Source organism: Pedobacter sp. Leaf194 (assembly GCF_001423945.1).
GTDB lineage: Bacteria > Bacteroidota > Bacteroidia > Sphingobacteriales > Sphingobacteriaceae > Pedobacter.
The window spans coordinates 680,605-700,788 of the sequence record NZ_LMPU01000001.1 but is presented as its reverse complement, the minus strand read 5'-3'; the positions used below and the strand labels follow the sequence as shown (position 1 = coordinate 700,788).

General features: G+C 39.5%; 18 protein-coding genes and 1 tRNA gene. 6 read left to right on the top strand and 13 right to left on the bottom strand.

All coding sequences use genetic code 11. The features are described 5' to 3' along the window. Window positions 1-12: 12 nt before the first annotated feature. The 5 genes from ASG14_RS03240 (at window position 13) to ASG14_RS03220 (ending at window position 4,972) form a co-directional block, all read left to right on the top strand. A complete protein-coding gene (locus ASG14_RS03240; RefSeq protein ID WP_056869604.1) occupies window positions 13-2,097 on the top strand; it encodes a pitrilysin family protein in 2,085 nt (694 codons plus the stop codon). A 214-nt stretch (window positions 2,098-2,311) separates the two neighbouring features. Next, window positions 2,312-2,872 (top strand): YceI family protein, encoded by a 561-nt coding sequence (locus ASG14_RS03235; protein ID WP_056869603.1) that lies wholly within the window; start codon window positions 2,312-2,314, stop codon window positions 2,870-2,872. A 4-nt stretch (window positions 2,873-2,876) separates the two neighbouring features. Next, window positions 2,877-3,815 carry a DUF5777 family beta-barrel protein gene (locus ASG14_RS03230; protein ID WP_235528498.1) on the top strand — a complete coding sequence of 313 codons (939 nt, stop codon included), beginning with the start codon at window positions 2,877-2,879 and terminating at the stop codon, window positions 3,813-3,815. Between the two features lie 17 nt (window positions 3,816-3,832). Next, window positions 3,833-4,285, top strand: a complete 453-nt coding sequence (locus ASG14_RS03225) for a ubiquinol-cytochrome c reductase iron-sulfur subunit (RefSeq protein WP_056869601.1) — start codon at window positions 3,833-3,835, stop codon at window positions 4,283-4,285. A gap of 162 nt (window positions 4,286-4,447) precedes the next feature. After that, window positions 4,448-4,972, top strand: a complete 525-nt coding sequence (locus ASG14_RS03220; protein ID WP_056869600.1) for a DUF4251 domain-containing protein — start codon at window positions 4,448-4,450, stop codon at window positions 4,970-4,972. 90 nt (window positions 4,973-5,062) lie between these two features. Here the strand turns inward: ASG14_RS03220 and ASG14_RS03215 are convergent, their stop codons facing one another. From ASG14_RS03215 to ASG14_RS03175, 9 genes are all read right to left on the bottom strand, one after another. Next, on the bottom strand, window positions 5,063-6,142 hold the full coding sequence (locus ASG14_RS03215; RefSeq protein ID WP_056869599.1) for a glutaminyl-peptide cyclotransferase: 1,080 nt from the start codon (window positions 6,140-6,142) through the stop codon (window positions 5,063-5,065). Continuing rightward, window positions 6,120-6,485 carry a YraN family protein gene (locus ASG14_RS03210; RefSeq protein WP_056869598.1) on the bottom strand — a complete coding sequence of 122 codons (366 nt, stop codon included), beginning with the start codon at window positions 6,483-6,485 and terminating at the stop codon, window positions 6,120-6,122. Before ASG14_RS03210 ends, ASG14_RS03215 begins: the two co-directional genes overlap by 23 nt. Window positions 6,486-6,588: 103 nt before the next feature. Then, window positions 6,589-8,559: a DNA primase gene (gene dnaG / locus ASG14_RS03205; RefSeq protein ID WP_056869597.1), complete on the bottom strand. Its 1,971-nt coding sequence runs from the start codon at window positions 8,557-8,559 to the stop codon at window positions 6,589-6,591. 130 nt (window positions 8,560-8,689) lie between these two features. Further along, complete coding sequence (locus ASG14_RS03200; RefSeq protein WP_056869596.1) at window positions 8,690-9,349, bottom strand: SGNH/GDSL hydrolase family protein; 660 nt, start codon at window positions 9,347-9,349, stop codon at window positions 8,690-8,692. Window positions 9,350-9,353: 4 nt separating this feature from the next. Further along, a complete protein-coding gene (locus ASG14_RS03195; protein WP_056869595.1) occupies window positions 9,354-10,919 on the bottom strand; it encodes a serine hydrolase in 1,566 nt (521 codons plus the stop codon). Window positions 10,920-10,975: 56 nt separating this feature from the next. After that, complete coding sequence (locus ASG14_RS03190) at window positions 10,976-11,917, bottom strand: hypothetical protein (RefSeq protein ID WP_056869594.1); 942 nt, start codon at window positions 11,915-11,917, stop codon at window positions 10,976-10,978. Window positions 11,918-12,007: 90 nt separating this feature from the next. Then, window positions 12,008-13,192, bottom strand: coding sequence for a M20 family metallopeptidase (locus ASG14_RS03185; RefSeq protein ID WP_056869593.1), 1,185 nt, complete (start codon window positions 13,190-13,192; stop codon window positions 12,008-12,010). Then, a complete protein-coding gene (locus tag ASG14_RS03180) occupies window positions 13,179-13,625 on the bottom strand; it encodes an SPOR domain-containing protein (protein WP_056870219.1) in 447 nt (148 codons plus the stop codon). Before ASG14_RS03180 ends, ASG14_RS03185 begins: the two co-directional genes overlap by 14 nt. Before the next feature lie 143 nt (window positions 13,626-13,768). After that, window positions 13,769-15,469 (bottom strand): glycoside hydrolase family 3 protein, encoded by a 1,701-nt coding sequence (locus ASG14_RS03175; protein WP_056869592.1) that lies wholly within the window; start codon window positions 15,467-15,469, stop codon window positions 13,769-13,771. A 366-nt stretch (window positions 15,470-15,835) separates the two neighbouring features. Here ASG14_RS03175 and ASG14_RS03170 point away from each other — a divergent pair, with 366 nt between their 5' ends. After that, window positions 15,836-16,015, top strand: coding sequence for a hypothetical protein (locus ASG14_RS03170; RefSeq protein ID WP_056869591.1), 180 nt, complete (start codon window positions 15,836-15,838; stop codon window positions 16,013-16,015). Between the two features lie 98 nt (window positions 16,016-16,113). Here ASG14_RS03170 and ASG14_RS03165 read toward each other — a convergent pair whose 3' ends face one another. From ASG14_RS03165 to ASG14_RS03150, 4 genes are all read right to left on the bottom strand, one after another. Then, window positions 16,114-16,791, bottom strand: coding sequence for a hypothetical protein (locus ASG14_RS03165; RefSeq protein WP_056869590.1), 678 nt, complete (start codon window positions 16,789-16,791; stop codon window positions 16,114-16,116). Between the two features lie 34 nt (window positions 16,792-16,825). Continuing rightward, the gene (locus tag ASG14_RS03160) at window positions 16,826-17,578 is read right to left on the bottom strand and encodes a hypothetical protein (protein ID WP_056869589.1); all 753 of its coding nucleotides are present in this window, start codon (window positions 17,576-17,578) and stop codon (window positions 16,826-16,828) included. A gap of 137 nt (window positions 17,579-17,715) precedes the next feature. Next, window positions 17,716-19,857, bottom strand: coding sequence for a S9 family peptidase (locus tag ASG14_RS03155; RefSeq protein ID WP_056869588.1), 2,142 nt, complete (start codon window positions 19,855-19,857; stop codon window positions 17,716-17,718). Window positions 19,858-20,023: 166 nt separating this feature from the next. Then, window positions 20,024-20,108, bottom strand: a tRNA-Ser gene (locus ASG14_RS03150). Window positions 20,109-20,184: the final 76 nt, after the last annotated feature.

Here is a 20,184-nt window from a genome sequence, read left to right as displayed (position 1 = left end):
TATTTAGAAAACATGAAGAAAATATTCATTATAGCTGCAATTTCCTTATTGGCTCAAGGTATTTCGGCACAAACAATAGATCGTAGTAAAAAACCAAAACCAGGACCAGCGCCTGTAATTACCGTTGCCGACCCTGTTATTTATAAGTTAGCCAATGGAATTACCGTGCTGGTTGTAGAAAACCATAAATTGCCAAAGGTATCGGCGAGTTACAGTATTGATGCTGGTCCGATTACGGAAGGCGCAAAAGCTGGCGTTATTAGTTTAATGGGCAGTATGTTAAACGAAGGCACCACCACAAAAACAAAGGCACAGTTCGACGAGGCTGTTGACCAGCTTGGTGCAGATGTAAATGCCGGCGCATCTGGCGGAACGGTTTCTGCGCTAACCCGCTACTTTGAACCGGCATTTATGCTAATGGCCGAAAGTTTGCGTCAACCGGCATTTCCTGTTGCTTCATTCGAGAAAATTAAATCGCAAACCCTAACAGGCTTAAAATCCAACGAAAAGAGCGCTAAAGCGATATCTGCCCGCGTTGTAAATGCCTTGGCTTACGGAAAATCAAACCCATATGGAGAATTTACAACTGAAGCATCCATCAACGGACTTACTTTAGATGACGTTAAAACAGCTTATAAAAAGTACGTTACGCCATCAAGGGGTTACCTCACTTTTGTGGGCGACATAAAACCTGAAGCAGCAAAAGCATTAGCAGAAAAGGCCTTTGGCGATTGGAAAGGTAACCCATTAACGCTCCCTGTTTTGGCAAAAGTAAGCAACCCGGCTAAAACCGAAGTTGACGTGGTTAATGTTAGTAATGCCGTTCAATCTGAAATTACAGTAACCAATCTTTTAGATTTACCTTTAAGCAGCCCTGATTATTTCGCTGTGCTTTTGGCAAATCAGATTTTGGGCGGTGGTGCAGAATCCAGGTTATTTATGAACTTGCGGGAGAAACACGGTTTCACATACGGTGCGTATGCAAGCACAGGCTCGGGCCGTTTTCAATCGAAATTTTCGGCAACTGCAGCTGTTCGAAACGAAAAAGTAGATAGCGCTGTTGTAGAATTTTTAAGAGAAATAAATACAATTCGTACTGTAAAAGTATCAGCAGAAGAACTACAGAATGCAAAAAACCTTTACAATGGTTCGTTTGCACTGGGTTTAGAAAACCCGGCACGCACGGCTGGCTTTGCGAGTAGCATTCTAATAAACAACTTACCAAAGGATTTTTATCGTACTTATCTGCAAAAGTTAAATGCCGTAACAACTGATGATATTTTACGGGTTTCGAAAAAATATTTTAATCACGATAATACGCGTGTAGTCGTTGTTGGTAAAACAGATGCTTTTGTACCGGGCTTAACCAAAGCTGGTTTCGCTGTGAAGCAATTTGACAACTATGCCTCACCCGTTAAGGCAGAAACTACCGCAGCGGCAGGCGCTGGGTCTAAGTCGCCTAAAGAAATAATAAGCAACTACATTAATGCAATTGGCGGGGAAGCTGCGTTAAAAAAGGTAACAGCTTACCAACAGACTGGCGAGATGGAGATGCAAGGCAGTAAGTTGGGCGTAACTTTTAAAAAAATGGCACCGAATTTAAATACAATGGAAATTGCGATGATGGGCCAAACGGTTATGAAACAAGCTTTTAATGGAACCACAGGCTACGCGATGCAAATGGGCAAAAAAGCCGAAATGAGTGCCGAAGAACTTGCTGAGGCAAAGGCGGATAAAAGTTTGTTTAATCAGCTAACTTATGCTACCGACGGCAGCAAAATGGAACTTGCCGGAACAGAAAAAGTTGGCGCCGCCAACGCTTATAAACTTGTGGTAACTTCAGCCACGGGCAAAAAGAAAACCGAATATTACGATGTAAACTCCGGTTTGCTGTTGAAAGAAGAAAATACATTAACCAAAAACGGCACCAATATAACGCAGATAACAGAATATGCCGATTATAAAAAAGTTGGTGATGTACTATTTCCTCACACATTGATGCAAACTGTTCAATCGCCGCAAGGCAGTCAGGAATTTAATATTTCTATAAAAGAGATTAAAGTTAATCCTGCTCTGCAAACAACCGATTTTAACTAAACCAATCTTATTTCTTTTTAACCGCTTCGTATTAATTTACGAAGCGGTTTTTTTTTGCGCTCTAATTTTTTTCTACTGCAAAGCAACCCAAAAGGTTTAGCATCCGTAATGATTATGATTTTCGAAAGAAAAGAGATTAATACCTCATCAAAGCACCCCCTTTAATGGATGGGTTGGCTCGTGAGGTTTAGTTAAACTAAAAATCATCCTCACAATGACCAAACTAAAACAACTCGGCTATTTACTTTTCGGTATAGCAATTGCTTCCGCACCGTTTTCATCCAAAGCACAAAATTACATCGCCAGCAATATACAAGCTAATCTTTTCTCATCTACACCGGTAGAAGATATTAAGGCGCAAAGCAATAAAACCAATGGCGTTATTGTTTCGAAAACCGGAGAAGTTGCCTTTCAAATTCCAATAAAAAGTTTCGAATTCGGAAAGAAATTGATGCAGGAACACTTTAATGAAAATTACCTGGAAAGCGATAAATATCCTGTTGCGACCTTTAAAGGCAATATTGAACCAAACATCAACTGGGCTAAAGACGGCGAATACACCGTGAATGTTAAAGGAACCTTAACCGTTCATGGGGAAAGTAAGGCCAGAACCATAGCTGGTAAAATCACATTGAAAAATGGTAAGGCTTCCGTTTACACAAGTTTCGATGTTGCCTGCGCAGACCATAATATTGAGATACCAACGCTCGTGTTCACCAAAATAGCGAAGGTTATTAATGTAAAGATAAGTGGAACGCTAAGCCCTAAAAACTAAATATATGATGAAAATAGCTACTATTATTACTTTATCTGTTCTGGTTACCAGCCTTGCGCAGGCCCAATCTGCAGATTCGCTGATGAAAACACTGACAGATACTGCGAGGATTCGCTCAGTAAATCCAACTTTTAAATCGACACACATTGTACTCTCGCACTCTACTGAAACCCAAAAAAAGCATGATTTAGATTTACGAATAAGACATCACTTCGGCGACATTGGTGGCGAGTTCGGCAGTGCACATACTTTATATGGACTTGATGTGGCAACTGACCTTTTTATCGGTCTGGATTATGGAATTACAGATAAATTAACCGTTAGCATTGGCAGAAGTAAACATGATGAGTTATTTAACGGCTATTTAAAGTATAAACTTATTGAACAGGGCGGCGGCAAAAACGGCAACATGCCGTTAAACATTACGGTTTTAGGGCAAATGGGATGGATTGCCAGACAACCGTTCACAACCACTGAATTTGCAACTTACGCAAACCGCTTCAGCTATTTTCTGCAACCCATTTTTTCGAGGAAGTTTTCGCAGCGATTATCCCTACAGGTAGCACCGGCGGTTCTCTTCCGAAAAAATGTGGTTGATGTTCGTGATCCTGACAACCTGCTTAGCATCGGCTTTGCCGGAAGATTTAAGTTAAGCAAACGTTTATCATTTATTGCCGATTATACCTTAATTAATGGCCTGAACAGGCCAACAGATTTACCGCAGCAGTTTTACAACCCACTCGGGGTTGGTTTAGAAATTGAAACCGGCGGCCATGTTTTTTCTTTAAATTTTATGAATTCGGAATATATAGCAGAAAACAGCTTTGTTGCCGATACGCAAAAATCATGGAAACACGGCGGCGTTCGTTTCGGCTTCACCATTTCCCGCAACTTCACACTTTTCAAATCAAAAAATAAAGATATCCAAACCAAAATTTATTAAACTAAACATCAAAGATTATGGAACGTAACGATTTTATCAAGTCATTAGGATTGGGAATTGCGCTTGTTTGCACAGGTTCCTGCTTATCAGGCTGCGGAAGTAAAGGCAGCGACCCTCAACCGAATAATCCGGCAGGCGGTGGTCCACCTACCGGAACTACGGCAAGCGTTGATTTAAACAGCCAGCTATTATCGGTGGGCGCAGCAACTACGGTTAATGGTATTTTGTTTATCCGCACAGCAGCTGGCAACAGCGCAAGTTCATTTGCAGCCACCCAGGCGGTTTGCCCACATCAGGGCGGTGCCTTAAACTGGATTCAGGCAAGTAATTACATTCAATGTGGATTGCATGCATCAAGATATACTTCTTCTGGAGCCATTTTAGCACAGCCAAATGATGGTGGCACCACGTCAGCATTAAAAGTTTACACACCTACAGTTTCTGGAAACACACTGTCAGTTACGGTTTAAATCATTTTTTTGAGTAGGGTTGGCGGCACCAATAATTGGTGCCGCTTTTTAATGTTCATTATTGGTTATATTTATGTATTCTTTTTGAAATATCAATTTGGTTTATGGAATTACCTAAACTTCAACATCTTTTAATTGTTATACATTCAAAAAACACACAAAATGAAACATTTAAAACTTTTGAGCATTTTGTTCTTTGCTTCAATTGCTCAAGCATTTGCACAAACAGATAAACAAACCACCGCAAGCTTAATGGCTGATAAAAATTATGTTTTTATGGCCAATACGGCGATACCATTGTCTAATCAGGACATTAGTCAGGTATTGCGGAGCATGCCTGGCTCGCAAGGCGGGGGCACAATTAACCTTACCGGTTCATCTTACGATTTCACAGTTACGCCAGATAGCATTGTTGCATATTTACCCTATTACGGACGGGCATATTCTGCACCATATAATCCAACTGAGGGAGGGATTAAATTTAAATCGAAGAATTTTAGTTACGTACAGAGCAGGAACAAAAAAGGGTCTTACTCAATTAGCATCAAAACAAAAGATTTGAAATCCGAAAACTACCAAATGATGTTAACTGTGTCGGAAAAAGGTTATGCTACGCTGATGGTAAACAGCAATAACAAACAGCCAATTAATTTTAATGGTGTTTTGAGCGAACCGAAAGCAAAATAAGCAATAATGGGTATTTTGATAAAGTTGGAACTTTAAAAACGGCCATAGATTAGACCTGTTGTTTGACGTGACAGACAGTCAATCTATGGCTTAGTTATTTTTCTGAATTTTGATCTCGTAAATAAATGGCCATTTTTTTCCGGTAACGAAAAGTCGCTTGGTTTGTTTGTCGTAAGCTATTCCATTTAATACGTTGTTGGATTTATCCCAGTCGGTTTTAAAGTTATCTGATGAATACAGACCCGTTAAATCTATCTTCCCTTCAATAGCGCCCGTTTTTGGGTTAATGATGATGATGTTGTTGGTAAGGTAAACGTTGGCGTAAATTTTACCGTCTATATATTCGAGTTCATTGATATTATCTCTCGCACCTTTATCATCAAAGACGTCTATAGAACCCGTTTTCTGGTAGGTACTTTTATCTAAAAAATAAATGGTATTTGTGCCATCAGAAGCATAAATTTGTTCCCCGTCGAAGGTCATTCCCCAACCGTCTCTTGCATAAGGAAGTTCTGCCAGTTGTTTAAAAGTTTTTTTATCGTACACAAAAGCTTTTTTATCCTGCCAGGTTAGTTGAAGAATTTTGTTGTCGATAAGTGCTATTCCTTCTCCAAATAAAGCCGTGTCTAATTTCGCTCTTTGTAAAACTTTTCCAGTTTGAACATCCACTTTTCTTAAATCCGACTTACCTTTTTCTCCGGTTCCCTCGTAGAAGAAACCATCGTTGTATTCAAGCCCTTCTACGTAAGCCGCCGTATCGTGCGGCAGTTTGGTAACAACCCTGTAGCCGTACAAATCTGGTGATTTAGAAGCCAGAATAATAATGTTGGACGTTATCTCATCAGGCTTATCACCGCCAAAGATTTTTGCCGTAATTAGATGGTTTCCAAGTTTTATGCCGTCGGTTTTAATCTTTATCGAAAGCGTATCTTTAGCTAGAGCAACCTGTGTAGAATCTAACAAATACACAACAGAATCGATTTTCTTGCCTTTTGCAAAATCTATTTTCAACTGCAAAGGAGTGCCGGATGAGACAGTCGCACCCGCGGCCGGCGCTACGAAAGTGCTATAACCTGATGCCGGATCATCTTTACAAGAACTGGCGAAACTTATTGCGGCAGCAATAAATAGAGGAAATTGAATGCGGTTAATCTTCAGGCCAAAAAGCATCTTCTATGTGTTTTAATTTGTAAGTGTTATCTTTTTTAAATACTATAGCAATGATATCAAAGCGGATGTCGTTCTGATGGTTCATGATCTCAATATACTGAAGCGAAGCCAGTTCCATCTGTTTTTGTTTTGCCTTTTGAACAAATTCTTCGGGCATGCCAAAGGCTGTGGATGTACGGGTTTTAACTTCTACAAATACCATTATCCCATCCCTGTAGGCAATTAAATCGACTTCAGCCTTACCATAAACCCAGTTTTCATCGAGAATCTCGTAACCATTTTCTTCAAGATAAATTTTGGCAATTCCCTCACCTTTAACACCTAAATCATTATGGAGCGCCATTGATGGATTTTTTTAATTGGTTTTTTATTACAGCCTTCAAATTTGAAGACCTCGGAACACAACTGTTAAGGTTGAACATAACAAACTTTTAGCAAGTCTATATCTATTTCACAATTACAGAGCCCAGGAATTTTGATATTTCTCTTTCAACCCCTTTTATCACACCATAACGTTGCATCAAAATCATTTGATTATCGCTATCCTTTTCATCTTTTATTTCTTTCAGAAGATTTGTGAGGATTCTATCAACCTTGCGTTTTTTAAGGTGAAAAATTCCGCCAAGAATGGTTGCTTTCAAATGCATCGTTTCGTCTTTAACGTAAATTTGATGCTTGTTAAGCCAGTTTTCGCTCAAAGCATACTCCGAGGTAGACAGTGTAATTGCTAAATCCGCAATATCCCGGTCCTGGTGCTTAATAAAGTGATTTGCCGTTGGCAATCTACCATTGTCAATTTCTGATTTATAGTAATCAACGATTCTTTTACAAAGTGGGTTTTCGAATTCAACATCGGCTAAATTCTGCATCACAAAGGAGCCAATAACCATGTCGTCGATGTTATCCCAGTTTACAAACTCATGTCCGTAGGCCAATAGCAGGCGAATAATTTCCTTTTCCTGGTGCTCATCGTTTTCCGCTTGTTGTATTGTCGAACCGGCGTTATCGTCCCATAAATCAGCCGGTGGACCAAGTGGTTCCGGTGGCCCGGAAGAATAAGGATTTTGATTTAAGTTAGCAGTTCTTTGATTGCTTTCGAACGATTTTTTACTCTTGGCCGAGCGCATTTTATTCAGTTCGGAAAGTAGAATCCGCTCTTCAATTTCTAACAAACTACTGCTCTCTCTAATGAAGACAGAAGCCTTTATCGGATCTGGAATTTTCGCAATACTTTCGACAATGTCACGAATGATTCCGGCACGCTTTATGGGGTCATCACCAGCATCTTTTAATAATACGTTGGCTTTGTAGAGGATAAAATCTTTTCTGTTGTTTTCTAAATACGTTTTGAAAGCACCGGCGCCAACGTGATGCATGTACGAATCTGGGTCGTGCCCATCCGGGAAAGAAACTATTTTAACATTTAAGCCTTCCTCCAGAATCATATCCAAACCACGTAAAGAGGCCTTGATACCTGCTGCATCGCCATCAAAAAGAATGGTTACATTTTGGGTGAATCGCCCGATAAGTTTTATTTGTTCTACGGTTAACGAAGTACCGGATGATGCGACAACATTCTCTATACCGGCCTGATGAACGGAAAGAACATCGGCGTAGCCTTCGGCAAGATAGCAGTTATCTAAATCTCTAATTGCTTTTTTGGCATGAAACAAACCATAAAGCACATTGGATTTATGGTAAATTTCACTCTCCGGCGAGTTTACATATTTAGGAACATTTTTATCGGTTTTTAAAGTACGGCCGCCAAAGCCGATAATTCTACCAGTAAAATTATGAATTGGAAACATTACACGGCCGCGGAAACGGTCGTAGATTTTGCCATTGTCATTTTTAATCGACAAGCCTGTTTGCTCCAGAAACTCGAGTTTATGACCAGCGTTTATAGCGCTTTGAGTCATGGCATCCCAAACATCGGGCGAGTAACCCACCTCGAATTTCTTTAAGATATCCTCTCTAAAACCACGCTCTTTAAAATAACTCAAACCAATTCCGCGGCCTTCATCAGTTTCCCAGAGTTGTTTAACGAAAAAAGCAGCTGCAAACTGAGAAACGATGTATAAACTTTCCTTTGCATTTTGAGCTTCGGTATCCTGTGGCGTCAGCTCGGTTTCCTCAACCTCAATGTTGTATTTGTTTGCTAAAAATTTTAACGCTTCAGGGTAATTATACTTTTCATGGTCCATTATAAAACGAACCGAATCGCCGCCTTTACCACATCCAAAGCATTTATAGATTCCTTTGGTTACAGAAACGTGAAATGAAGGTGTTTTTTCGCCATGAAAGGGGCAATTTCCGATTAAACTTGTTCCGCGTTTTTTTAATTGCACAAAATCCCCTACTACCTCCTCAATGCGGGCGGTATCCATTATCTTATCTATCGTTTCGCGGTTTATCATTTTGATTGCACTGTAAGTTATCGCTTAAAGGTTTATCACCCAAAACTTATAACCTTCATCTTTTTAACTTTATTTTATTGTGCTCTTAAATTTTGAAACCTGCAGCCCAAAACATGCAACCTGTAACAGTTTATCTCACCAGTGGCAATAATTGATCGGCAACAAGCTTGTTCCCGGTTACGTTCAGGTGAACGCGGTCTACAGTCAAAATCCCTTTTTCTTTGTCTTCAGGATTGTTTTTCGCTTCGTAATCAGCGAAGATTTTCCGTAAATCGCAAACAGGCAAGTTGTTTTTAGCCGCCAACTTTCTAATTCCTTCGGCATACTTATTTAAATCGGCATCAAGTTCATTAGTTCCGTCTTTTTTCTCGCCAACTACCGACGGGGTTACCAACACAACCTTGCTCCCAACACCCTGAATTTTATTAATTAATGCCTGATAAAACTTTAAATATTTGTCGTAATCTGTTCCCGTATGAGAAGATTGTTTATGCCAAACATCGTTGATGCCAACGTAAATAACTACTAAGTCGGGTTTCTTATTTAAAACATCATCTTCTAAACGCAGGTATAAATCATATACTTTGTTACCGCCAATTCCTGCGCCCATTACGGTGTATTTGGTAGAATCTAACGCTTTTTTTATCAACGTGACGTAACCGTTGGCTGATACTCCTTGTTGTGTAATCGAATCGCCAAAAAAGATAATTCGTTTCGGTTTAAATGTCATTGAAGTTAAAAATAGAATACAAACTGAAAAAAGCAGGGTGATTTTTAATGTAGTTTTCATGGTATTATTTTATCGTTTTCTTAAAGTCTAAATCCTGAAAGTCGAAACTAAAATCTGTTAAAGGTGAGATTGCCGACATTTTAAATCCATTCGCGGTTGCGGTATTATCTAATGTAAAACTCACGAAAGCATCTGCATCTAAGCTTCTGTCGTACCATTTTACAATAAAAGTGTTCCCTTTATAAAAAGTCATGTCGCCACGCAACTTCGGGGCATTTTTAGCCTCGAAATGCATTTTTCCATTTGCTTCGCTAATGTTTACTTCGCCGAACCAGGCATCGTTAAAAGTACCAAGATAATTTTTAAGGTTAGGTGTTACGGCGCTGTTTTTTTGTTGTGCATCAATGTCTGTCCACACCTTTTTTACCAATTCATCGGCCTGGCTTTCGTTTCTTAACCTGTTATCGTTATAGGCTTTAATCCGGTTCTGGCCCTTAATGCCCAAATAACCATCTTTTATAGAATTGGTAATGGCGTTAAAAGCAGCACCAGATTGCTGATTGGTTAAAACGATAATGCCAAGCTTTAAATCAGGTAAAATGGTAACCTGCGTAACTATGCCTGATAAACCTCCGGTATGTGTAGCCTGGAAATTTCCGTTAACATTGCTTAAAAACCAACCTAAACCGTAACTGCTAAAACTTGCAGGGTTGCCGCCCGCTATAATGGTTTGGGGCGTCCACAACTCTTTATGAACTGCCGGACTGAACAACTTACTACTCAAATTTTCGCCGTATTTCCCGCCGTTGATCATGGCAGTTACCCACTTACTCATATCCGTAACGCTCGAATAAATTCCGCCTGCAGCATTTGCAACTTCTCCAAAGCTTAACCCAACCGGAAGCAATTTCCCCTGGTATGGTGCATGCCCATCGATAACGTTCGATTTATCTTTCAAGCGGTACCAGGAAGCAGCAGTTTTAGTCATTCCGAGTGGCTTGAAAAATCTCGTCTCAATAAAATCTTCATATTTTTCACCAGAAACCCTTGCAACTACATCACCAGCCACAATATACATCAGGTTGTCGTAATCGTATTTTGTACGGAACGAAGAAACTGGCTTTAAAAACCGAAGGTTATGAATCAGTTGTTTCTTATCAACTGTTGATGAATCCGGCCAAATCATTAAGTCGCCGGCACCCAAACCCAAACCACTGCGGTGGGTTAACAAATCCCGAATTGTAAATTCTGAGGTTACATAGGCATCGTACATTTTAAACTCCGGGATAACATCAGTTACTTTGGTATCCCAGGTAATTTTCTTCTCATCCACAAGCATGCCTAGCGCAGCTGCAGTAAATGCTTTGGTGTTTGAGGCAACGCCGAAAAGCGTGTTTTCATCAACCTTTTTATTCGTTTTTATCGAACGGACGCCATATCCTTTGAGGTGCACAACCTTACCATCCTTTATAACCGAAACCGCAATTCCGGGCACATTAAAGGTGCTTAAGGTTTTTTCTACAACGCTGTCAATTTGCTTCGACGTTAAAACCTGAGCCTGTAAAGCAAACGCAGAAAAGAATAAGGAGAGGAAAAGTAGTTTGAATTTAGCTGAAAAAATTGGTTGCATTATATCGGTTATTTTAAAGGCTAAAGATACTAAATCTTTTGATCCGATAGATGCAGTTACTTACCCTTTTCCAGCTTGTAATCTTTGTGGAGAATTAAAAAACTTGCCCGTTCCTCTTTTTTAAAAGGGTAATCCCAGTTACCCTGATAGGTAATTTTTGTAGGTAATTTATCGTCGCCGAAATAGCCCATTTCAATATTCATCTGAACATCAAAATCGAAAAGCATGTTGCTGTATTTCATATCAACATAACGACCTAAAATATTGAAATTCCGCTTATCAAAAATGGTTACAAGGTCTTTTATCATCAGCCCGTCTTTGGTCCAACTACTTAAATCAGGCTTAACGGAAACCTTAAATCGATAAACTGGAATTGAATCGAGGTAGGTTCCGCTGCTAAAAGCATAATCATAATACTGGCGCATATTTGCCGAAAATATTTCAGTTTTACTGCCAATAAAAGGAACCTTAACAGGCCTTCCGGGGTTAAAAATGAGCGTTTTTAATTTCGTTTTATAGCTTTCATTTGTACCGCCTTTACCGTCTCCGGCAGGTGCGTTTGGCATAAAATCAGTATTGTAAGCATTCATAAAAATGTAATCGAACATTTCTACAGTATACAGTTGATATTTGCCATTCTTTTTGTACATATTTCCCTCATCTTCTTTAACGAGGTATTCCATTTTGTATGGTCCGCTGTTATTGTGTCTTATTTTCCGGTAAATTTTACCATCTACTTTATTTTTCTTATCGTAACTGTAAATGCGGTTTTCGGCAATAAAACTGTAACGTTTCATATCGCGGAACGATTGGTAAAACGAAGTATCATTCATCACTGCTTTAATAAATGTTTCTACGTTTAATCTTTCTGCTTTAATATTTACCGAAGAATCCAGGGTAATTGTTTTAACCGTGTCGGGATTGAAACGGTCGATAATCTGGCTATAGCCTTCGAAGAAAAATAGTGAAAGTATTGCTAAAAGAAGTATTTTTTTCATGTAATGCTTTATATTCAAAAATGATGCCCTTTTGCCAGATGAGTAAATGAGCAACGGACATTGCATCATTTAATTCAGGTGATCTGAATGTTAATTACCCAGCTGCTTAACGGCAATGTATGCCATCAAGCCTGTGGACAGTTTCAAGGCATCTTCGTCAATATCGAATCTTGGCGTATGTACAGAATAACAGGTATCCTTTTCGGCATTGCCGGTTCCCAAACGATAAAAACAAGCATCAGTAACCTGAGAATAGAATGAAAAGTCTTCTGCGGCCATCCAGATGTCTAAATCGACTACGTTTTCCTTTCCTAAAAAATCTTCGGCGAAAGCCCTTGCATTGGCCGTTAACTTTTCTTCGTTAATTAAAAAAGGATAGCCTCTGTGGATGTCGAAATTGCAGCTACCGCCCATACTTTCTGCTATTCCTTCGGCCATTTTCTTCATTCTTTTATGTGCCTCATTTCTCCAGTCTTCATCCAAAGTTCTAAATGTGCCTTCAATTTTAACTTCGTTAGGAATGATGTTTGTTGCTCCATTTGCAATCACTTTGCCAAATGATAGTACGGATGGCAGACGAGGATCGGCATTTCGACTAACAATTTGTTGTAAGGCAATGATGATATGAGATGCAATTAGAACCGGATCTATATTTTGATGTGGCTGAGCACCGTGACCGCCCTTGCCTGTTACTGTTACATAAAGTTCGTCGGTTGATGCCATGTAAATACCCGAGCGAAATCCTACCTTACCAGCTTCTATTAAAGGCATAACATGCTGACCAACAATAGCCTGAGGTTTTGGGTTTTCGAGCACGCCTTCTTTAATCATAATGCTGGCACCGCCAGGAAGCAATTCTTCTGCAGGTTGAAAAATTAATTTTATTGTGCCACCAAAATCATCTTTTAACTGATTTAAAATAAATGCCGTGCCTAGTAAAGATGACGTATGCACATCATGACCACATGCATGCATTACGCCATGGTTTTTTGAAATATAGGGCTTATCATTTGCTTCATGAATAGGCAAAGCATCCATATCGCCCCTTAAGGCAATCACATTTTCGGAAGGAAGATTACCTTTAATCAGCCCGACAACACCCGTATTGGCACAATCGGTAAACTCAATTCCCCATTTGCTAAGCTTTTCTTTAATGAATAAGGAGGTTTCGAATTCTTTAAAGGATAACTCCGGGTTAGCGTGTATATGGCGACGATAGCCTACAACATCGTTAAAAATATGCCCGGCTAAATCTTTAATTTTATCTTTGATCATCAGTGGTCGTTTCTAAAATTGGTGCGTTAATTTTCTCCCTGAAAATAAATAATGTTGGGAAAGTTGCCCTAAGTTCGCTCATCAAGCGCTGGGCTTCGAGTCTTGTTCTAAAATCACCTACGCGTAAGTAATAGTTTGGTTCCTTATAAACAATGTAGGTGTTTATTTTCGGGTAGCTGCTTTTAAACCGGGCTTGCTGGTTAAACATTTCCCGCCGGTCTGAGCCGTAAAAAACCTGTACCCGGTATCCATAGTCGGATACCACAGGCTTGTTTGGCTTCAGGGTCACATCGCCCGTAGAGCGGTAAACCTCCATTCTTTTCGCTATCAAGCTATCAATCAGCGGATCCTTTATAACCGTTACCTCACCTTTCTGTGCAAAAGAAATTTTAAATAACATGAGCAGGAAGGCAAAGATGTAAATTGGTTTCATATAATTAAATGCAAATAGGCTTAAAAACAAGAATGCCGAATTCCTGGCAAAATTCGGCATTCTTTATGGGTTGTGCAAATCCATTAATTTAACGATAAATTGAAGTGCAGATTTATCGCCAGATGTTTTGGTACAGAATGAAACTACAGTCCCTCACCGTATTTAAAATTTGGTAAAATGCTAACCGGCAACTTACCACTTGGCACCAAACGGTTATTAATTACAGCAGCTGCTGAAATTTGCATATAATCTTCTTTCTGGTATCCAATTACTAAGCCTTTGCTGTTTTCCAGTCCAGGTAAACCTGCAAGATTGTAGGGATTTGCAAACAAGGCAAAAACAGCGTTCTTACCACTAAGTTCTTTAACAAAATTTTTAACGCCCGCATTAAGTGGAATGTTATTTCCCGGCCTCGAGCGGCTATCATGTATGCCGACAATGACCTGATCAAACGCACCAATTTCTCGTGCTACATTGGAAATTTGCGTAGCAGAGGCATCCTTGTCTAAAACATAATAAACAGAGTTGTAAAATCCTTTCGAAACTTCTTTTTGGAATTTAGTTACCGTTGGCACGCCGATGCTAATAATCGCGGTTCTTCTTATCGGAACAAGGTTTTTAATGTACTCCTTACCCTTTAATAAAGTAACCGAAGCATTGGCCAATTCTTGTACTAACGCATTGCTGGCGTTCCTGTTTACGCCCGCAACAATGCCCTGCGTAACAACTGTATCTTTTCGATTTAGGCCGGCCCAGTATTTAGCAGTAAGAATTTTACGCACACTAACATCAACATCTGCCATATTAATTCTTCCTTGCCTAATGGCTTTTCTAATCAGTTTCACCGCTCTGTCGCTGTTCTCTGATAGCTCTAAAATATCGTTACCGGCAACAATACCCAAAACATCTGCTTCGCCATTTTTAAAAAATTTAACTACGCCTTTCATATCCATCGCATCAGAAATTACCAAACCCTTAAAGCCAAGTTTATCTTTCAAAATTCCGGTAACAATTGGTTTAGATAAGGTAGAAGGTAAATTCGGCGTGTTATCCAAAGCCGGAATGTTCATGTGGGCGATCATAATTCCCGAAGCACCTTGTTTAATTAATTCTTTAAAAGGGTACATCTCTAAACTATCCAGCCTGGCCGCACTAAAGGTAAGTTGTGGTAAATCATAATGCGAATCTACGTCTGTATCGCCGTGGCCGGGAAAGTGTTTTAATGTCGTTAACAATCCTCCATCCTGCATTCCTTTCATATAAGTGGCTGTTTTCGTGGCCACATTATATTTGTTTTCTCCAAACGAACGGTAGTTGATAACAGGATTCTTTGCATTGTTATTAATATCAGCATCGGGCGCCAGATTCATTTGCATGCCCATGCGTTTAAAATCTTTGGCAACTTCCTGCCCCATTCTATAAATTAAATCTTTGTTTTGGATGGCTCCCAAAGTCATCTGGTAAGGATAAGCTATTGTGCTATCCAAACGCATACCCAAACCCCATTCGCCATCATTTGCAATAATTAAGGGCACACGACTTACCTTTTGATAAGCGTTTGTTGCTCTTGCCTGCCTTACCGGGCCGCCCTGAAAGAAAATCACCCCGCCCAGTTGTTCTTTTTTTATCACCAGCTCCACCGAGTCAATATATTTCTGACCCAAATTTGTGTGCGCCCTAACAAAAAACATCTGCGCAATTTTTTCCCTCCGATTCAATTTCTTGAAGACCGAATCAACCCATTTTGGTTGATTGACTAACATGTCGAGATAAGCTTGTTTTTGGGCGTTTGCAGTAAAAACCGCAGCGCAAAATAAGATAATGAAGAATAAATTTTTTTTCACTTTGTTTTGTTGTAATCCGTTTCGGCTAAATTAATAAGTAATAACCGAATTAAACAAAAACCAATCCAAGTAATCGATTTAATACAAAAAGTTGTAGATGATTTAATAAGGAAACATTATATAAATATTTTTTGGAAATGTACAGTCAGTAACATTTGGATAGTGTAGCCCCACTGTTCGCTGTAGCCGTTCCCGATTAAAAATATCGGAAACGGGCTGCCGCTGCCATTGGGTTTATAAGAAAAGGTACTACACAAACCTTTTCCAAACGCAGGTTAAAGGCATTAAAAAAATAAAAACATAATTGCTTGTCATCCGTTATTATTACAACGCTTTCTTATCATGTTAAACTAAAAATTTTTACCTATGAAAAATGTAAGCACACCGAAGAATAACCCTACAGGACAGGGAAGTTCTATAGCAGACAGAGCAAACCACGATGTGAAAGTCGACAAGAAGATGCAAGGCATTACAAATGGTGGCGGTCAGCGTTCAGACCAAACGTCTAACAAAGATAACCAACGCAAAGTTGACAATAAAAAGTAAGTTATTAAGATGATGTTTAATGTTGGAAGATACAAACCAACATTAAACATCTTCTTTTTTTTCGGTTAATCCCAACTTCGAAAACATCATTTGCAGGGCTAAACCGGCTCGTTAGCCAACGCAATAATCTCTTTTCCCTCCAAAGTCTTTCTTTCGTTATTGTGGCTTAACGTATTAATCATCGCTTGGGCAAGTTCAGTCATTTTACAAAAACCATTTGGAAACAAAGAGCGCCCAATCGGAAACATCCAATTGATGTAGTTATAAAATTTATGCGCAAATTTCTGCTCCTTCATTGGCTTAATAAAGCCCGGCCTAAAGTTGAACACCTGTTCAAAAGGTAGCTTCATTAAATCATTTTCAGTTTTCCCCTTTACCTTCTGCCAGTTTAAACGCCCGTTTTCGTTCGTGCCACTACCAGAAACATAACAGAACGTCATGTTTTCATTCAGCCTACTTAAAGTTTGAGCCACATGCATGGTAAGTGTGTAGGTCATTTTGTAATAAACCTCATCACTGGCACCAACTGAAGTTATCCCCAAACAAAAAAAACAGGCATTATAACCAGTTAATTCGTTCTCGATTTTTGAGAAGTCAAAAAAATCCTGATGGATTATCTCTTTAAGTTTTGGGTGAGTGTAACCGCAGGTTTTACGGTTTATAACCAAAATAGAATCAATTTCCGGGCTGTTTAAACATTGTATCAATACCCCTTCGCCAACCATTCCCGTAGTTCCGGTTATGATTACATTGATTGCCGGCCTTTTCTTTCCCATAGTAAAATCTTAAACACTAAATTTTCAGTTAAAGTTAATCTTTGTTTGGTTTAATAAACAAACTGTAACTCCTTTTTACATACATGAGGATTTGATAATCGTTCATCTTTCTAATTTCAGCAGCAGTTGGTCGGTATTTTCGAATAAAAGCTTGCAGAGAATCGCCTTCCAACTTCGTTATAACTGCAATCTTTTCGGCGTCAAAACGGTGGTTAACATAATTATTTTCTTCTTCCTTTAACTGTACTTTTTGCAATTTCGATATTGAAGATTTATTTTTTGTAAGTAAGCCAATGGTTTTTAAAACATCCAGACTAATAATTGAAGAGGTTGAGTTTGATACTAAGTTAGACCCAAAAGTTGGATAGCGCAATCCTTTTTTAACAAGCATATCTTTCGCACTTGGTGCCTTGTAGGCAAAAACATTGGCATAATCCTGTCGCATTTTTAAAGAATCAGCAAGGTAATCCCGCTTAGGCAACACCAGCACGTCATTCAAATTTATAGCAATTGGTTTCAGGTAAATGGTTAGGTCTTTGAAGTTATTTTTTAAATTTAAGCGGTAGTTTTCGTAACCCAATTTATTTAGCTGAACAGTTTCGTCTGAACCATTTCGTTGAAAAGAAAACTTACCCGTAGCCGTGGTTATGATGGTTTGCTTTCCATAGGTTATAACCACATTATCCACAGGTAATTTCGATGTATAATCCAGAACTTGCCCGTTTATTTGCTGCGCCTGGGTTTTTCCAAGAATAAACAGGAGTATTAAGGTGGTAAAGAATTTCATGGGATGATTAGCTTATCGCTAAAATAGCCTTTTCAATCTTGCTTCATTAAAATTTAACACAACTTAACCATTATCCTCTCTTAATTACAAAAAAGGCCCCGATTTTACATCGAGACCTTTCTGAACAATTTAACGAATTACCGCATCGTTGGAGGCTTCATTTGGTAATCGTATGGCGGCTGAACGCCAAGTAAATTTTGAACAAAATAGTCCCATCTTCTTCGCATCATATAAGGCGAATAAGCGCCGTAACCATGTGCACTATTTGGAAAAATAACTAAATCGAAAGATTTATTTGCTTTCTCGAGTGCTTCTACAACCAATAAAGTGTTGTATGGTGGCACGTTATCATCCATCATTCCATGTACAAGCATCAATTTCCCTTTTAGGTTTTTAGCATAGTTTTGATTAGCCTGTGCATCGTAATTTGCATTTTCTACCAAACCATTGTAGCGTTCGCCCCAATCATCCTCATAATTTCTGTTTTCATGGTTACCTGATTCTGAAATGCCAACTTTGAAAAAATCCGGGTAGCGAAACATTGCTGCGGCAGTTGCAAAACCGCCGCCAGAGTGGCCCCAAATACCAACTTTTGTGGTATCAATTGGATATTTTGTGGCAAGCTGCCTAATGGAAGTGATTTGATCAGGAAGCGTATTTTCTGCCATGTTGCCGTAGTTCATGTCGTGAAAACTTTTAGAACGGTCTGGATTGCTCGTACCTTCCATCACCACTACAATAAAGCCCAATTCTGCGAGGCATTGGTTATCACCACGTGATGCTGCAAAAAACCAGCTGCCAACACTTCCGCCCTGCGGCCCGGGATAAATGTAATCGATTACAGGATATTTTTTGCTCGCATCCATTTTGGTTGGAGTAAAAACCAATCCATAGATGTCAGTTTTACCATCAGCAGCCTTAACCGATACCGGTGTTGGTGCTTTCCAGCCTGTAGCCACCAGCCGCGAAACATCGGTTTTTTCCAATTCTGTAATTAGCTTTCCATCCACACTACGGAAAACACTAACAGCAGGAACATCGGGTTGAGAATAGGTATCAATAAAATAATTGCCCGAAGGTGATATTGAAACCATGTGGTTTCCAACTTCTGGCGTTAAGTCGACCAGTTTTTTACCGTCGAAACCAATTTTGTAGAAATGCCCGAAATATGGGTTCTTTTTGTCCTGACCGTTGGCAATAAAATATAACGTACGCGTTTTTTCGTCTACTTTTAACAAGCGGGTAACTACCCAGTCTCCTTTGGTTATCTGGTTTTTTACCTTTCCTGAAGTTGCATCATACAAATATAAATGCCCCCAGTTATCACGCTCCGAATACCATAAGATTTCTTTGCTTGCAGGCAAATATCTCCAGTTAATGGCGCCCTGGCCAGACTCAAACTGCGTTTTAACAGTTTCTTCAAATACTTCGCGTACTGCGCCGGTTTGTGCATTTGCAATACGGAATTTTTCATTTTTATGATCGCGGGATGTTGATACGAATGCAACTTCAGAACCATCTGCTTTCCAATCTATATCGTCAAAAGTGCCACTGCTAGAAATGTCGTCACTTAAAGTTGCACGGTGCGGATCTGGCGGAACATTTAGCGAAATAACCTTTGGTGTTTCCACATCTATAATAACCCTTCTTATGGTTGCAATCTCTTTATCGCCAGGCAAGGGATACTTCCAGGCGCTAAGTTTTGGAGCGCCAACATTTGTCGATACCAGGTACATATCTTTAGAGTTGCGTTGGTCTTGCTGAAAGGTTGCAATTTTTTTTGAGTCTGGCGACCAACGCAGAATTGCACCATCGCTATGCTTCCAGCCCGCATTGTCTGTTGCATAGCCGTAATCTTTAACGCCGTCTGTAGTTAACTGCGTTAGTCTTCCAGATGCGATATCCTTCACAAAAAGATTGTAATCCTTAATTAGGATGGATTTTTTCCCATCTGGAGAAACAACTTCTCCGCGGCCACCGCGACGAACGTTTTGCGCCCCACTTCCTCCGCTCTTAAATTCGGTAGTTAACGTTTTACTTTTTTTCAAAGGATCAACTAAAAATGTTTGCTCTCCATCAGCAGTCCTTGTGGTATACCAGAATTTATCTCCCTCAAGCCAATTTGGCTGCGAAAAACTGTGGTCGATGTATTTTGCAGTGTTGTAACTCAGAAAACTTTCGGCATGCTCATAGTCTTTAGCAGTTAGGGGGCTACCCTGCTGGGCATTTGCTGTAGCCGCAACTATGCATACGGTTACAGAAAGTAAATATTTATTCATATTAAGGTTTGTTCTTGCGATAAAATTAATACTGTTTTCGATTTCGAAATTAATTTATCAATAATAATACAAAGAGAAAATGAACGCAACTAATAAAAGTTGGTTAAAATGAGGCAGGTTGAACGATTTAGATTTATGAAGTTGCCAGTATGCTTATGATAAAAAGCGGAGAGGGCGGGATTCGAACCCGCGGTACCTTGCAGTACACACGCTTTCCAAGCGTGCTCGATCGACCACTCTGACACCTCTCCGTGTGGGATTGCAAAATTATATTTTTTATTGATAAAAAAAATGCTCCGGAAATTATTCCGGAGCATTTTTTCATCG